This window comes from Holdemania sp. (genome assembly GCF_986127675.1).
The window spans coordinates 1-14210 of sequence record NZ_CFQZWI010000079.1; the positions used below are offsets into that span (position 1 = coordinate 1).

Genomic DNA, 14210 nt, shown 5'->3' on the forward strand with positions numbered 1-14210 from the left:
CGTCTTTCTTGTTTCGGTTTTTCTCTCACCAACACTATTTTTGAAAGAGCCTAAAACAAGAACTACTTAAAATAAATTTGTCTTCCTGCGGAGCTGTTTTCTGATTTTATGCGTATATCATAGAGAGAAACAAAAATCATGAGTTCGAAATATTTCAAGGATTGAATTTGTTTCTCTGCGTCTGGAAAATCCGGACAGACTGATAAGTTATAGACTTCTGTGTCAGAACGCGCGATTAGGGTGCACGTTAGAAACCCTGTGCAGTTTAAACTGAACAAGTTTGCGTCTTTTCAGGGGAGACTTTTCTCTTTACAATTCAGTTTATTGATTAGTCATTGAATCTTTGAAGCGAGATACTGGACAAAGAGATGCCAGGGAAACAATCTTTAATTAATTCAAAGCTCTCATTTTCAGATAATTATAAATCCGCAGCCTTATCTTTTAGCCAGTTGCGCTTTGGCTGAAAAAGTAGACTTTTTGTGACATTCAGAATATAATAAATTTACAAGTGAAACCAGCTGATTTTCAGGCTGTTTCGGGATGGAATGATCAGTAATAAAAAGTCTACTTTTTTAGATGGCAGGCTGAAAACTAAGCCTGACGCTTGCACCACCGCAGAAAGGTTTCGTGCGAAACGCCAAGCTGGGAAGCGGCCTGCCGTGATGAAATTTCGTTGTTTTTCCACTGTTGCTTGAGCTCGGTAAATTGATCGGGAACTGGAATTTTAGGTCTTCCGAATTGGACGCCTTTGCGTTTCGCAGCCTGAATGCCTTCTTTCTGCCGCTGGCGGATATTCTCACGCTCTGTCTGCGCGACATAGCTCAGCAGCTGCAGCACCAGATCGGCGATCAAGGTGCCGGTCAGGTCTTTTCCCTCCCGGGTGTCCAGCAGCGCCATATCCAGAACGACGATATCAATCCCTTTTTCCTTGGTCAGATACCGCCACTGCTGGATAATTTCCTCATAGTTGCGGCCCAGACGATCAATGCTTTTAATCACAAGCAGATCGCCCTTTTTCATCTTGCGGATAAGCCGCCGGTAACGTGGCCGGTTGAAATCTTTTCCGCTCTGCTTTTCAACGACGATGTTTTTCTCAGGTACCGGGAACTCCAACATCGCAATCATCTGCCGGTCTTCGTTTTGATCCTTTGTCGATACGCGTACGTAGCCATAGATTTGGCATGTCATGATCTTTCCTCCTTTTTCAATTCTATATAAAACCCTATACAAAACGCAATTATACGCCAAAGGTAAAATTTTCCAGCATATTTAAGAAAAAATTAAAACACAGATTTCTCTGTGTTTTAAATAAATGTAATAATTATTTCAACAATTATTCTCCAGATATTGCGAGTTGATCGACAAGCAGGGATCCACAGCACACGCTGTTCAAATCCTGACGGCCGTCATGGCCTAAGGCAAGAATTGAATTCATCATTTCAAGATAGTTCCCCGCAATCGTGATCAAATGAACCGGATAGGCCAGTTTGCCCTGTTCGATTTTAAATCCGCTGGCCTGCAATGAGAAATCACTCGTCAGCGGGTTCAGTCCCGCGTGCAGACCTTGTAAGTCGGTAATCAGCACGCCGTCCTCGATCTGCGTGATCATTTCTTCCAGGGATAAATCCCCCGGTTTTACAAGCAGGTTGGTCGGCGAAACCTGAACCGGAGCGCTGCAGCCGTTTTTAAACCCGTTGCCCGTCGAAGTCCGGCCGCCTTTCAGCGCGCTCTTGCGGTCATATAAAGCTTCCTTGAATACACCGTTTTCGACGATCACCGTGCGCTGGGTCGGCACGCCTTCATCATCGAAATCACAGCTGGAAAAGCCATCGGGCAGCTGCGGTTCGTCAACGATAGTAATCAGCGGACTCATGATGTTCTCACCCTGCCGGTCTTTCAGAATGGATAAGTCCTTTTGAATCTGGTCAGCGCTGAACATTGCCCATAAGGAAGCCAACAGATCCGTCGCGACGTCATAACGTAAAATTGTCCGGTACCTGCCGGAAGGAATCCGCACAGCGTCCAGCTTGTTCACCGCTTCCCGAACCGCTTCCTCAACGAATTCAGCCGCTTTATCCTCATCCAAATCCTTGATCGCACGCCAGCTGAAGCCGTTGGTCTGTTCTTTCCCATTGGAAGCGATGACGCTCAGCGTGATCAAGCCCAGCGTCGAGCGCCGCATCGCCTTCAGCCCCTGTGTATTGGCCAGCGTCGTTAAGGACTCCGTTTCCTGATAACCGCAGGCCGATACCCGCAGGATTCGCGAATCCTGCTTCAGGGCCGCAGCTTCCACCTTTTTCATGAATTCGATCTTCTCGCTCACGGTTCGGCGGGCGAGTGTATCATCGCCGCGGTCGTCGTTCATCGGCGTCTGTCCCGGCGTTAACAACACAGTGTCTTCTGTTTCCAAAGCGTCGGCCAGCTGGCGGCATTGAATCGCCAAGGCCCGCAATGACGCTTCATCGGTTTTCTCCGTATAGGCGCTGGCGCAGCGGCCCTGACGCGTCCCCCGCAGCGAGAGACCATTTTTATCCGAAACGACAAACTGGCGCGGCTGCCCGTCCAGAATGTCAAAGCGCAGCGTCCGGGTCTGACTCTGATAGACCCCCGCTTCTTCCAGGCCTTCTTCTTTTGCGTAGCTTAAAATTGTTTCCGCGATCATTTCAATTTCCCTCCTTTGCCGCCGACCGTCATGTGCGTAACACGGATCGTCGGTTGGCCGACATCCGTCGGAATCGAACCGCTCTTGGAACCGCACATCCCCTGCTCGCGCGAACCGTTGTCCGCAATCTTATCAATTCTGAACAGAATTTCCGCGCCGTTGCCAATCAAGGTCGCGCCCCGCACCGGTTCAGCCAGCTTGCCGTCGCGGATCATATAGGCTTCCAGTACCGCGAAGTTGAAATCACCGGTGACCGGATTCACGGATCCGCCGCCTAAACGCTTGGCATACAACCCTAACGGCGTATCGGCGATGATTTCCTCAAACGTCGACGTGCCGTTCAACAAGAAGGTATTGGTCATCCGCGACGTCGGTTCAAAGGTGTAATCCTGACGGCGCGCGGAGCCGGTCGCTTCCATACCCATCCGCCGGGCATTCAGCGGATCGATCAGATAGCCCTTCAGTACGCCGTTTTCGATCAACAGATTGCGGCGGGTGGCCTGGCCTTCATCGTCGATATTGTTGGAACCCCAGGCATGCGGAATCGTTCCGTCGTCCACGGCGTTGACCAGCTCGCTGGCCACTTTCTGACCCAGCTTGCCGCAGAAGACAGAATTGCCGTAAGCGACGCTGGTGGCTTCTAAGGAATGGCCGCAGGCTTCATGGAAGATGACGCCGCCAAAACCATTGTCGATCACAACGGTCATTTCTCCGCTCGGGCATTCATCGGCGTTCAGCATCACCTTGGCCGTGCGGGCAGCGTCCCGTGCCATCGCTTCGACGTCGATCTGATCGTAAAATTCATAACCGGCATGCGCGCCCGGCGCTTTCGCGGAGTTCTGCATCCGGTCGCCGTCCATCGCGACTGCCTGCATGCGCAGCCGCGTCCGCTGGCGGTTATCGCGTACCAGCCTGCCGTCGCTGGCGGCGATGATGACGGTCTGGTCTTCATCGGCCAGATTGACTATCGCTTTTTTGATCACCGGATCGTAGTTCAGCAGCGCGTCGTTGGCCCGCTGCATCAAAGCCCGGCGCTGGGCTAACGTCACGCTTTGCACGGGAATTTCCGGGGCGTGCTGATCCTGAATAATTTGTTCCCGGATCGCCGGACATTCCGCCTGACGTTTGCGGCCGATCGCCGCGGTCAGCTGATCGATCACCGTGAGGATCTTTTCCTCCTCCTGCTCGTTGGTATAGCCGTACACCGTGCGCAGCCCGTCAAAGATCCTAATCGACAGCCCCCAGCGTAATCCGCTGTTGGCCGCCTCCAGTTTCCCGTTGAGCATCGAAGCGCTGCACGTCCACTTTTCTTCCTCAAACAGCTCCGCGAAATCGCCGCCCCGCGCCAGTGCCCGGTCGAGATACCGCTGCGCTTTTTTTGTATCTAAAAACATGATTTCTCCCTTCCTTTCCTTGTTTTTCATGAATTATTCACGATGGATAACTTGTTTTTCTGTGTGAATGTTGCTATGATGGGACTTGTAGTTTTTCAAAAGGAGTGATTTCATTGGAAAAACCCATTGGATCCCGGTTGAATTTTACTGATTCCGAAGAAGCGCTGGTCAGCGAATTCATGGAATTGGTACAGGATATACTGCATATCGACGATGTTCAGGAGCTGCGCGATTATGTCCAGCATTGCAAGACCACGCGCCTGCAGCACTGCGTCAACGTCGCTTATTATACATTTTTAATCAGCCGCCGGCTGAACCTGAACGTCCGCAGCGCCACCCGCGGCGCGCTGCTGCACGACTTTTATCTGTATGACTGGAAGAATAACGAGCAGCCGATCGAAGGCCGCCACAGCGTCGTGCATCCGCAGGTCGCGCTGGCGATGGCCCGGCAATACACCGCGGTGGATCCGATCATGGAAGACTGTATTCTCAATCACATGTGGCCGATGTCCCGCCAGCGTCCGCAGACAAAGGAAGGCTGGGTCGTCCAGGGGGTGGATAAGCTGTGCGCCGCCATGGAAATGGGCACGCAGTCAGCCCGCCGTCTCAGTCCGGTCAAGCTGAAAGCACTGATGGTCTCGGCGATTGCCGCCCGGTATTAAACCTGTCTGGATCATTGCGATAGCCTTTCCTTGAAACACGCCTTTGCCGGCGTGTTTTTTTGCGGCATTGCCGCGCCTGCCGCCTCGCTCTCTTTTTGTCTGAATCACGAAAGCAAGCAAAGGCTTACCGCAGCGGGCAAGCCTCGTTTGTTTATTCGTTACGCCTGATAAACGATCTTGCCGTCAATGATCGTGCAGAGGTTGCGCGCATCGGTATCGACCGCCGGCATGCCGTCAAAAATCAGCACGTCGCCGTCTTTGCCCGCTTCCAGCGAACCGACCCGGTCGTCGCAGCCGATGATCTTGGCAGCGTTGATCGTAATCATCGCCAGCGCGCGCAGCTCATCCAGACCGGTACGCACCGCTTCGCCGGCCTGCGTGATGATCATATACGGAACAAAGCACGGGCCGTCCGTCATGATTGCGCAGCAGACGCCCCGCCGGTCCAGCTCAGCCAGACAGTCGATATCGACCTTGCAGCCCTCGCCGCCAAACAGCGGTGCACCCAGCGGACCGTAAATCACGCCGCGGACATGCTTGCTCGAAGCGATCTCATCATAGAAATCGCTGGACCCTAACGCATGATCGAGCGTCACATCAAAATCAAATTCATCTGCCAGCTGCAGCAATGACATCATGTCGTGCTGATAACAATGCACCTTGAGCGGAATTTTCTTTTCCAGAACCAGCAGTCCGTTTTCCATCCCCTGATCGAACTTCGGCATTTTCTCCGGATCGCTTACACCCTGAACTTTTTTCGCCTGATAGTCCTTTACTTTGAGGAAGTAATCGCGAAACAGATCCGCCACGCCTAAACGCGACATCGGCAGCGCTGTGCGCGGTCCGTAAACGCCCTTCGGGTTCACGCCCATCGCCGCTTTCAGCGCGATCGGATTGCGCAGCGTCTGGCTGGCCAGCGACGTCCCCGCTGATTTGACGGCGCACGCCAAGCCGCAGATCACGTTGCCGCTGCCCGGCGTAATCGCGCTGGTCGTAATTCCGGCCTTTGCGGATTCCATAAAGGAACGGTCAAGCGGATTGATGCCGTCATACGCCTGAATTTCCGGCGTCTGCGGTTTGGTCAGTTCATTGAGGTCCTGCGCTCCGGTATCCGTATCGAAGCCGCCGATATGCGAATGCGCGTCGACCAACCCCGGCATGACGATTTTACCGCTCGCATCCAGAATTTCTGCCCCGGGGGCTTCCAGATTCGCAGCCACCTCGATGATTTTGCCATCGTCGCCGATCAGCACGTCGGCCTGTTCCAGAACGCCCTGCGGCCCCATCGTCAGGACTTTGCCATTTTTTATAAGAAGCATTTCATCGCATCTCCTTTCCGATACAGAATTTCACCGTTGGCGATCGTCATTTCCACGGCGCCCTTGTAGCTGGTGATCGGATTGGCGCTCCACAAGACGAGATCGGCGCGCTTGCCTTCTTCCAACGAACCGGTCAGCTGTTCAATCCCCAAAAGCTTCGCCGCGTTGTAGGTCAGCATCGTCAGCACGGTTTCGCTGTCATGAATCGCTTTCTGCATTTCCAACGCCGACCACAACAGATCCTCGCGGCCGCCAAAACCATTATCCGCCGCGCTGAACGCCACCGTCGCGCCCTGCTTCGCCAGCTGGGCAATTCCCACGTAATCGGTATTGCGCGTATATTTGTTGAAACCGTTAGCGGGATTGGCAACGATCAAACCGCAGCGCTTTTCCGCCAGCTCCTGCAATGAACCATCGACGCCGAAGCCGCCGCAGAACACAAGATCGAGGTCATAATCCGCGACTGCCCGCAGCACCGAACGGATTTCCGCCGGCGTGTTGCAGCTGACAAACAGCGGCATCTGCTTATCGACGACCTGTTTCAAGGCCGCCAGCTTTTCATCGCGTTCAACCTTATCTTCTTCCGGATGGTAATCCTTCGCGGCCGCCAGTTTTTCTTTCAGCATCGCAAAAATCCCCATTTTGGTCATCGGCGCGAGATTGCGGGAACCGTAAGCTTCCTTCACCGCCTCTGTGACCGAAGCTTTCATGCCGACCTTTTCCCGGATCAACATTTTCATCGGATTGACGCCGTGCACCTCAAAAGCCGCCATCTGACCGCCGAACACATTGTTGTTGGACGGCGCGACGCCGACCGCGGTGATGCCGAAGGCGTAGATCTGCTGCCGGGTAATTCCCCGGCCGTTAAAGGCATATTTGACGTCCAGCTGCGGCGTAAACACGTCGGAGCGTTCATCGTTGTCGTTGGCGTTGCCGCGGATTTCCCGGCCCGGGCCAAGAATTCCCCAATCGCTCAGCGGATCAATAAAGCCTGGAAACACATGCATCCCGGCAGCGTCGATCACGTCTGCGCCGGAGGCTTCCAGATGTTCGCCGATTTTGACGATCTTTCCGCCGTCAATCAACAGATCCGTGGTGCTTACCTGTCCCCGGCCGTTATGGACACAGCCGTTTTTTAATAAAATCATCGAATTCATCATCCTTTCCCTGATGTCCATTATACTGGTTTCCTGCGCCGGCTTCCAGAGGTTTCCGGTTCAGAATGCGCAAAGTCGTCAAAAATGAGGTTCCCCGCGATGTAGATCCGCTGAAAAAAGATAAAAGCCAGATCGCTTCCGACAAATCTGGCTTCATGAATCCGCATTCAAATTAATCCAATGACAGCCGCGGTTCACTGCGATCCGCAGACTTTTCAACCGATCACAGACCGGCCCGCCGGCGAGTTTCCACAATTCCCCACAACATCAGCACAATCGCGGCCAGCTCCATCAGGATGAACAATCCCTCCGGCAGATTCTCGATCAGGCCGTGGATCACCAGTGCGACGGCGTTCACCAATAACCCCAATGTCAGCGGCCAGGCCCGCTTTTCACATTTGCCCATGTGGATCACCTCTAAATCCGGCGGCTGTAATAGAGCTTACAGCCGATCATCACGACAAGGACGGCGATCAACACCGCCAACAATGTGAAGAATACCGTGGCATTGAACATTCCGCTTAATAACAGGGCGAAATATTCCAGGCCGATCAGAATCAATAACGCCGAGGAACTTGTCTTCATCGCGATCAACGTCTGGCGTTCATCCTGCTCTTGAATCCGGGTCTTCTTCTGTAATTCCGGATCCTTCAGCAATTTTCTTACCTTCACCCAGAACAGGGCGGAGAATAACATTAAGCCGATACCGGTTCCTGTATAAACACCCTTGAGAAAATCCGCGAAGGCAAGATCCGCTTCCGGCTTCCACAAGTTCACGATCACCAAAACAACCAATCCCAAAACGATCCCCAAAACGGAAAGATTCCGGCGGGCTTTTAACGTTTTTTCATAATCCACGCCGCTGGCCAGCGCATGACTTAAAACTTTAACCAACATTTCATTCATCCTCCTCAAATAAAAAGACTTCTTCGATCGTCAGGTCAAAATACCGGGCGATTTTGTGCGCCAACATCAGCGAGGCGTTATACTTTCCGTTTTCCAGCGAAATGATCGTCTGGCGGGTAACCTCAACCGCGTCGGCCAGTTCACTTTGCGATAAGCGACGCTGTTTGCGCAGCTCCTGAACTCGATTCTTCAACTTGATCACACTCCATAGTATAGCTAGCTTTACATTTTTAGTATAGTCAACTTTACATATTCTGTCAAGCGAACTTTACACTTTTCTGATAGTTCTTGAATGAGAGAAACGAAAGTGAAGCGAAGTCATTCAGATTTCTTGATTTCCTCTTTATCTGTTGTCCAAAGCAAAGCCCAGCCGAACCGCAGGGGCACAGGATTCTCTCCGACAATCTTCTCTTTTCAGCCCAGCGCAAGTACTAAAAAAGGGCATTGCTGCCCTTCGGTGTTGATTTCATCCAATCTTCTTTGATTCTGCGTGCCGTTTTCAAGGTTTTCCCCCGTTATCCAGACAGCCTCTCACTGTAAGTACGCCCGGATTTACCCTCCATGAATTATCCGTTTGATGAATGCGTTTCATTCTTCGCCGCCATTTCCCAATGATTCAGCTGCCAGGTTAAAACGCCGCTGAGAATCAAGCCGGCCAACGGCAGGATCAGCTGTGCCAGCGTGAATGGATTCGACCGGTCATGAATTCCGTAATCATCGTACAATGCGACGTCAAAACCGATGTTGCAATCGTTGACAATCAACATCATGAGAAACAACACCGTGGCGGCAGAGCCGAGCCAACGCATGACCGTTATTTTTTTCATGGAGTTCCTCCCGCCGGCTTTACATCTGTTTCAGAATGACGGAAAGCTTCGGCATCAGCTGTTGCTTCCGGGAAATGATCTCATGATCATAACCGGAATTGTCGTCGAATTTCGTATCAATGATTTCGTTCATCACATAGGAAAGCGGACCGCTGTAAACAAACATCGTGCCTTCCGCCATGATATGCGAAAACATCATAACCATTAAATCAAACTGCTTGGCAGTCTGTTCCTTTTCCAGCTGCTGACGGAAAGCCGGCAGAATTGCCTGGATATCTTCAATATTCTTATAGTTGGTCTGACCGATCGCAATCTTGTATTTCCCCATATCGTAGGTCTTCAAGTCGCGGTTAAGGATCTGCGTCGGCGTCGATTCCTTCAAGGCCACCGAGGCGCTCAGCATTTCATCAGCGTAGTGATCGAGATCCACCCCGGCAATCTCCGCCAGCCCGTAAGCGACATCCTTATCCAGCCGGGTTGTGGTTGCGGATTTAAAATGCAGCGTATCGGAGATGATCGCGCTCATCATAATTCCGGCCATCTGCGCCGACGGGATGATGCCGTTTTCCTTATACAGCTGCGCGATGATCGTGCAGGTACAGCCGCAGCGCTGGTTGCGGTAGAAAATCGGATAGGAGGTTTCAATATTGCCAATGTGATGGTGATCAATAATTTCCTCGATCTCCGCGTCGTCAATGTTGTTGATCGCCTGATTTTTAGCCGAGTGATCGACCAGAATAAACTTCTTGCGGCGATAGTTCAGCAGGTGATAGCGGGAAACCGCGCCGACCGCTTTGCCTTCGATATCCAGCACCGGATAGCTGCGGTAGCGGGTGTTCGCCATTTTCTTCGCAACGTCGTCAACATATTCGTCGTCCTGGAATGTGATTGGATTGCGGCTCATCAGGCTTTCCACCGGGAAGGCTTCGTTGATGACCTTGGCGACCTTCATCGTATCCCATGGCGTGCGGATCACCGCACAGTCCTGTTTACGCGCAAGTTCAAGATTGTCCGGGCTGATCTCCTGATTGCATGTGATGATCATGCACCGCGTGCCCATTTCCAGCAGCTGCCGCTGCTTGCGGTTGCCATCGGAGAGAATCGTGATCGAATGGCGGAAGTTCTCCTCAAACTTTGTGCCGTCGTTGAGCGTGACGATGAACACCTTGCCGTTGGTCTTGAAATTCTTCGGTTCGTAGTCGATCTCGCCGTTGATCGTTTTGGCCAGCGCGGACAGCGAAGCGGTTTTCATCAGCTTATGCATCAGCTCGTCGCTCATCATCCGCGGCGACGCCAGGTTGGACGTGGACACAATCCCGGTCAGCTTCTGCTGCTCATCCAGTACGAACAGCGATTTGTTGCGGGCCTTGAACAAAACGTCCCAAGCTTCCTTCAACGAGGTCTTGGTCGTGATCAAGGTTGGTTCGTCGATGTCGATATCGCGCAGCTGAGACCGCGCGTCTTTTAATAACAGCGGATTTTCCAATCCGAAACGTTTCAGTACATATTTGGTTTCTTCGTTGAGCGGTCCCAAGCGACACGGAATCGCATGAACGCCCAGCCGCTGCTTGAGTTCAGCGTACGCCAGGGCAGAACAAATCGAATCGGTATCCGGATTCTTATGACCGACGATATAAACATATTGCTGCATAAATTCACCCTATCATTTTTTCCTGCGCCGTCTCGATTGAGCGGCGGTCTTCCTTATAGCGTTATTATAGCATAAAGCCGCCCTTCGCCAACCGCCGATGCTCAATTTTTTAAGCGGAAAGCGCATTTTTTTGATCCTGACCGTTGACGAAAAAGTGTGAAAAACCTAGAATGAAAGATAAATCAAAACAGAGTTGGGGGATGTGGAACACGATGATGCAGAACAATTTGGGGTGGAAACAGGGTGCAAAAGATGGGCTGCCGATCGCGCTGGGTTATCTTTCAGTGTCGTTTACCTTCGGCATGGCGGCTGCGGCGGCGGGTTTGTCCGCAGGCGAAGCGGTGATGATCTCGGCGACCAATCTCACCTCCGCCGGCCAGTTTGCCGGCTTGACTTTGATTCAGTCGCAGGCATCGTTATTCGAAATGGCGCTGACCACGCTGGTGATCAATTTACGCTATGCCCTGATGTCTCTCTCTCTGGCGCAGAAGCTGGATCCGGCGATGTCCCGTCTGCAAAAAGCCATGCTGGCGTTTGGCAATACCGATGAAATCTTCGCGGTTGCCGTCAGCCACCCAGTCGTCCAATTTCACTATATGCTGGGGCTGATCCTGACGCCTATGGCAGGCTGGGTCGGCGGCACGTTTTTAGGCTGTGCGTTCAGCGCCCTGCTTCCGGAAGCGGTGCGCGCGGCCTTCGCCGTTGCGATTTACGGGATGTTTATCGCGATCGTCGCTCCGGTTGCCCGGCAGTTAAAGTCCGTGGCCATCGTCGTGGGAATCGCCGTGGCAATGAGCGTGACGCTTCATGTCTGTCCGCTGTTCAGCTGGATTTCCGAAGGTTTTTCAATCATTCTCTCTACGCTGGCCGCGGCAGCTTTGGGCGCCTGGCTGTTCCCGGTTCAGGAGGTGCACGATCATGAATAATCCGTCGATCTTGATTTATACGCTGGTCATGGCCGGGGTCACCTATCTTCTGCGCGCAGCGCCGATTCTCATCTTTCAGAAGAAGATTGAAAATCCGTTTATCCAAAGCTTTTTGTTCTATGTTCCCTATGCCGTGCTGGCGGCGATGACCTTCCCGGCGATCTTAACGAGCACCCGCTGCTGGCCCAGCGCTGTGGTTGGGCTGGTGACAGCATTAACGCTGGGGTGGCGCGGCAAGGGGCTGCTGACCGTTGCGCTGGCGGCTTGTGCCGCGGTATATGTGGTGGAACTGATCGTACTATAATCCGCCACGCTGATTCAATAAATTTAATAAAGAGGGTGATTTCATGTTACTGCTATGTTCTAACGGACTGACTTGCGAAAATCTCCTGGATTGTGTCCGGCAGGAAATTCATTTTCATTCTGGCGAACCCCGAGCAGCCTTAATTGTTACCGGCGATCCAATCTACAAAGAAAAAAATTATCATGTCCCACGCTGTGTTCAGGAGTTAGAAAGTCTGGGGTTCGGCGTCGATCTTTTTGATCTGGATAAACAACCCGCTCAGACATTATTTTCATATGATTGTGTAGAATTAATCGGCGGCAATCCTTACACCTTGCTGGAAGCCTTGCGGAAAAGCCAGGCCCGGCCGGTGCTGCAAACCTTAGCCCGGGACAAGCTTCTGATCGGCTGGAGCGCGGGGGCGATGGTCTTGGGACCCACGATCGCCCTGATCGATCAATTTGCACCTGAAATGAATTTGCCGGACTTAACGGATCTGACTGGAATCCATTTAACAAACGTACAAATTCTTCCCCATTATCAGCGGTTTCTAAGTCGTTATGAGCAATTAGAGAACCGCTGTCAGCATTATGAGCAAACTTTTCATTGTACTGTTCTGCGATTAAATGATGGTGAGGGGATTATGATCGATTCGCAAAATGACAACTTTGTCAAGATCTTCTGAATATTAGTTGGATTAGCCTTTACGGATTAACCTTGCAAAGCTGTCACTAATTTATATACATTCAAAAAACCGCGCTGGGATCGAAAATTGAAGCGCGGTTTCATTTTGATATTTTACATTAATCCTGAACAGAAAGCCGGCATTTCACGCCATACTCGCAGCCCTCCGGTTCTTCTCGACGCCCTTTATTCCTTGAATTCCGGCGGGTTTTTACGGGCGGGATCGAAATGCTGGCCATCGCCCGACAAATCGAAATAAATCCGGGAATCGGAAGTCACGCCCCAGTCTTTCTGAGAACCGCTGTCAACAATCCGGTTAAACGCCTGCCGGAACATCGTGTTGTGTGCTTCCTCACGATTCAATAAAAAGTCAATGACCTCGCGCACGCCTTCGTCCTCAATCTGCCGGTATAAATACTGATAGACGACCTTTGCCCGCTGCTCAGCCGCGATATCGGACAATAAATCGGCCGCCAGATCGCCGGTTTCATTCACATATGCCGCTGTCCACAGAAAACCAGACGCATTAGCTAAAATCGGCGTCAAGCCGGTCAGCACATGAGCTTCCATGCCGCCGACGGTCGCTTCCTTGGCATTGAGCTGATCGCCGTTAAGCTGATTGATCATCTCGGCGACAATTTCCATGTGGCATAATTCCTCCGCCGCGATATCGAGAAATAAATCCTTGATTTCCTTATCCTGAATCCGCAGACTCTGGGCGAAATACTGCATTGCCGCCTTCATCTCACCCTGCGGCCCGCCTAACTGTTCCTGCAGCAGAGCGGCATAGGTGGGATTCGGTTTCTTAACCTTGACCGGATGCAGCAGTTTCTTCTGATGTTTAAACATGACGTTTCCTCCTTCGGTATTTTCAAGCTTTGTTCGCTGGTATTAGGATGAACAGAAATGAGGAAACTCAAACGTAAAATTCATTAAACTATAGAAAAACCGCGGTTCCAGGTTAACAACCCGTGAAATCGCGGCTTTATTTTATATCTGGGGATGAATAATCAGGCCACAACCGTCATCGTTTCCGACTTGACCGGATGCGCTTCCGGCTGTTCTGCCGGGGTGCCCACGACCAGCGAACCGACGCAGAGATAGTCCTGCGGCACGCCCAGCGAGGCGGATAATCCGGCAAACTTCGGATGATTGAACACGTGCCGGCTGTAATCGATCCAGCACGTCCCCAACTGCAGCGCCTGTGCCGCCAGCATCATATTGGCGATCGCCAGCGCAGCGTCGGTTACCGGCGAATAAGCCTTTTTATCGGCGAACACGACGATTAATAACGGCGCGTTATAATAGGGATCTTCGTTTTCCGTCAATAAGGAAGCCAGCTGTTCGATCATATCCTTGCGCTGGATCGCCACAAAATACCATGGCTGTTGATTCATCGCGCTCGGCGCCGCCTGCCCCGCTTTGAGAATTAAATCCAGTTGATCGCTGCTGACGGGCTGATCTGTGTACCGGCGGATACTGCGGCGGTTAAAGATCGCGTCTAAAACTTGATTTTCCATGCGTAGATCTCCCTTCGGATTTTCATCGTCGTGCTGCTTGAACAGCACGTTAATACGTCAGAATCTGCGGGCCTTCCTCGGTGATGAGGATCGTATGCTCCCATTGCGCCGACGGTTTACCATCCTGCGTGTAAATCGTCCAGCCATTGTAGCGGTCCATTTCCACGCGTGCGCCGCCCATGTTGATCATCGGCTCGACCGTCATCACCATCCCCGGCA

General features: G+C 52.0%; 16 protein-coding genes and 1 pseudogene. 4 read left to right on the forward strand and 13 right to left on the reverse strand.

The genetic code is table 11. From position 1 onward, the window contains the following. Window positions 1-591: 591 nt before the first annotated feature. From AC5OW4_RS11355 to AC5OW4_RS11365, 3 genes are all read right to left on the reverse strand, one after another. A complete protein-coding gene (locus AC5OW4_RS11355; protein ID WP_072684786.1) occupies window positions 592-1188 on the reverse strand; it encodes a recombinase family protein in 597 nt (198 codons plus the stop codon). A 145-nt stretch (window positions 1189-1333) separates the two neighbouring features. Continuing rightward, window positions 1334-2662: a TldD/PmbA family protein gene (locus tag AC5OW4_RS11360; RefSeq protein ID WP_493676981.1), complete on the reverse strand. Its 1329-nt coding sequence runs from the start codon at window positions 2660-2662 to the stop codon at window positions 1334-1336. Continuing rightward, window positions 2659-4056: a TldD/PmbA family protein gene (locus AC5OW4_RS11365; protein ID WP_493676982.1), complete on the reverse strand. Its 1398-nt coding sequence runs from the start codon at window positions 4054-4056 to the stop codon at window positions 2659-2661. Before AC5OW4_RS11365 ends, AC5OW4_RS11360 begins: the two co-directional genes overlap by 4 nt. A 104-nt stretch (window positions 4057-4160) precedes the next feature. On the opposite strand from AC5OW4_RS11365, the gene AC5OW4_RS11370 reads away from it, so the two are divergent. After that, complete coding sequence (locus AC5OW4_RS11370) at window positions 4161-4718, forward strand: HD domain-containing protein (protein WP_195396073.1); 558 nt, start codon at window positions 4161-4163, stop codon at window positions 4716-4718. Window positions 4719-4876: 158 nt separating this feature from the next. On the opposite strand, the gene AC5OW4_RS11375 is transcribed toward AC5OW4_RS11370, so the two are convergent. The 7 genes from AC5OW4_RS11375 to AC5OW4_RS11405 all read right to left on the reverse strand — a co-directional run bounded on the left by AC5OW4_RS11375 (window position 4877) and on the right by AC5OW4_RS11405 (window position 10578). Beyond that, entirely contained in the window at window positions 4877-6037 is a 1161-nt protein-coding gene (locus tag AC5OW4_RS11375) for an amidohydrolase family protein (protein WP_195396072.1), read from the reverse strand. Beyond that, entirely contained in the window at window positions 6025-7185 is a 1161-nt protein-coding gene (locus tag AC5OW4_RS11380) for an amidohydrolase family protein (protein ID WP_159432802.1), read from the reverse strand. Before AC5OW4_RS11380 ends, AC5OW4_RS11375 begins: the two co-directional genes overlap by 13 nt. Window positions 7186-7417: 232 nt before the next feature. Further along, window positions 7418-7600, reverse strand: coding sequence for a hypothetical protein (locus tag AC5OW4_RS11385; protein ID WP_195396070.1), 183 nt, complete (start codon window positions 7598-7600; stop codon window positions 7418-7420). 11 nt (window positions 7601-7611) lie between these two features. Further along, window positions 7612-8091, reverse strand: coding sequence for a hypothetical protein (locus AC5OW4_RS11390; protein ID WP_072684780.1), 480 nt, complete (start codon window positions 8089-8091; stop codon window positions 7612-7614). Window position 8092: 1 nt separating this feature from the next. After that, window positions 8093-8293, reverse strand: a complete 201-nt coding sequence (locus AC5OW4_RS11395; protein ID WP_039865436.1) for a helix-turn-helix transcriptional regulator — start codon at window positions 8291-8293, stop codon at window positions 8093-8095. Between the two features lie 373 nt (window positions 8294-8666). Then, on the reverse strand, window positions 8667-8927 hold the full coding sequence (locus tag AC5OW4_RS11400) for a hypothetical protein (protein WP_195396069.1): 261 nt from the start codon (window positions 8925-8927) through the stop codon (window positions 8667-8669). Window positions 8928-8946: 19 nt separating this feature from the next. Further along, a complete protein-coding gene (locus AC5OW4_RS11405; RefSeq protein ID WP_072684778.1) occupies window positions 8947-10578 on the reverse strand; it encodes a putative manganese-dependent inorganic diphosphatase in 1632 nt (543 codons plus the stop codon). Between the two features lie 212 nt (window positions 10579-10790). On the opposite strand from AC5OW4_RS11405, the gene AC5OW4_RS11410 reads away from it, so the two are divergent. From AC5OW4_RS11410 to AC5OW4_RS11420, 3 genes are read left to right on the forward strand one after another with little or no spacing between them, the layout of a single operon-like run. Next, on the forward strand, window positions 10791-11504 hold the full coding sequence (locus AC5OW4_RS11410) for an AzlC family ABC transporter permease (protein ID WP_083538557.1): 714 nt from the start codon (window positions 10791-10793) through the stop codon (window positions 11502-11504). Then, on the forward strand, window positions 11497-11808 hold the full coding sequence (locus AC5OW4_RS11415; RefSeq protein WP_195396067.1) for an AzlD domain-containing protein: 312 nt from the start codon (window positions 11497-11499) through the stop codon (window positions 11806-11808). Before AC5OW4_RS11410 ends, AC5OW4_RS11415 begins: the two co-directional genes overlap by 8 nt. A gap of 43 nt (window positions 11809-11851) precedes the next feature. Then, window positions 11852-12472: a Type 1 glutamine amidotransferase-like domain-containing protein gene (locus AC5OW4_RS11420; RefSeq protein WP_195396066.1), complete on the forward strand. Its 621-nt coding sequence runs from the start codon at window positions 11852-11854 to the stop codon at window positions 12470-12472. A gap of 185 nt (window positions 12473-12657) precedes the next feature. On the opposite strand, the gene AC5OW4_RS11425 is transcribed toward AC5OW4_RS11420, so the two are convergent. The 3 genes and pseudogenes from AC5OW4_RS11425 to AC5OW4_RS11435 form a co-directional block, all read right to left on the reverse strand. Next, window positions 12658-13320 (reverse strand): manganese catalase family protein, encoded by a 663-nt coding sequence (locus AC5OW4_RS11425; protein ID WP_072684776.1) that lies wholly within the window; start codon window positions 13318-13320, stop codon window positions 12658-12660. 161 nt (window positions 13321-13481) lie between these two features. Continuing rightward, window positions 13482-13991, reverse strand: a complete 510-nt coding sequence (locus AC5OW4_RS11430; protein WP_072685056.1) for a nitroreductase family protein — start codon at window positions 13989-13991, stop codon at window positions 13482-13484. Between the two features lie 49 nt (window positions 13992-14040). Beyond that, a pseudogene (locus AC5OW4_RS11435) lies at window positions 14041-14210 on the reverse strand (methionine aminopeptidase); the annotation flags it as partial.

Bases quoted from the DNA above. Each gene is read 5' to 3' on its own strand.
- AC5OW4_RS11355 (WP_072684786.1), bottom strand. From the start codon at position 1,188: ATGACATGCCAAATCTATGGCTACGTACGCGTATCGACAAAGGATCAA.
- AC5OW4_RS11360 (WP_493676981.1), bottom strand. From the start codon at position 2,662: ATGATCGCGGAAACAATTTTAAGCTACGCAAAAGAAGAAGGCCTGGAA.
- AC5OW4_RS11365 (WP_493676982.1), bottom strand. From the start codon at position 4,056: ATGTTTTTAGATACAAAAAAAGCGCAGCGGTATCTCGACCGGGCACTG.
- AC5OW4_RS11375 (WP_195396072.1), bottom strand. From the start codon at position 6,037: ATGCTTCTTATAAAAAATGGCAAAGTCCTGACGATGGGGCCGCAGGGC.
- AC5OW4_RS11380 (WP_159432802.1), bottom strand. From the start codon at position 7,185: ATGATTTTATTAAAAAACGGCTGTGTCCATAACGGCCGGGGACAGGTA.
- AC5OW4_RS11385 (WP_195396070.1), bottom strand. From the start codon at position 7,600: ATGGGCAAATGTGAAAAGCGGGCCTGGCCGCTGACATTGGGGTTATTG.
- AC5OW4_RS11390 (WP_072684780.1), bottom strand. From the start codon at position 8,091: ATGTTGGTTAAAGTTTTAAGTCATGCGCTGGCCAGCGGCGTGGATTAT.
- AC5OW4_RS11400 (WP_195396069.1), bottom strand. From the start codon at position 8,927: ATGAAAAAAATAACGGTCATGCGTTGGCTCGGCTCTGCCGCCACGGTG.
- AC5OW4_RS11405 (WP_072684778.1), bottom strand. From the start codon at position 10,578: ATGCAGCAATATGTTTATATCGTCGGTCATAAGAATCCGGATACCGAT.
- AC5OW4_RS11410 (WP_083538557.1), top strand. From the start codon at position 10,791: ATGATGCAGAACAATTTGGGGTGGAAACAGGGTGCAAAAGATGGGCTG.
- AC5OW4_RS11415 (WP_195396067.1), top strand. From the start codon at position 11,497: ATGAATAATCCGTCGATCTTGATTTATACGCTGGTCATGGCCGGGGTC.
- AC5OW4_RS11420 (WP_195396066.1), top strand. From the start codon at position 11,852: ATGTTACTGCTATGTTCTAACGGACTGACTTGCGAAAATCTCCTGGAT.
- AC5OW4_RS11425 (WP_072684776.1), bottom strand. From the start codon at position 13,320: ATGTTTAAACATCAGAAGAAACTGCTGCATCCGGTCAAGGTTAAGAAA.
- AC5OW4_RS11430 (WP_072685056.1), bottom strand. From the start codon at position 13,991: ATGGAAAATCAAGTTTTAGACGCGATCTTTAACCGCCGCAGTATCCGC.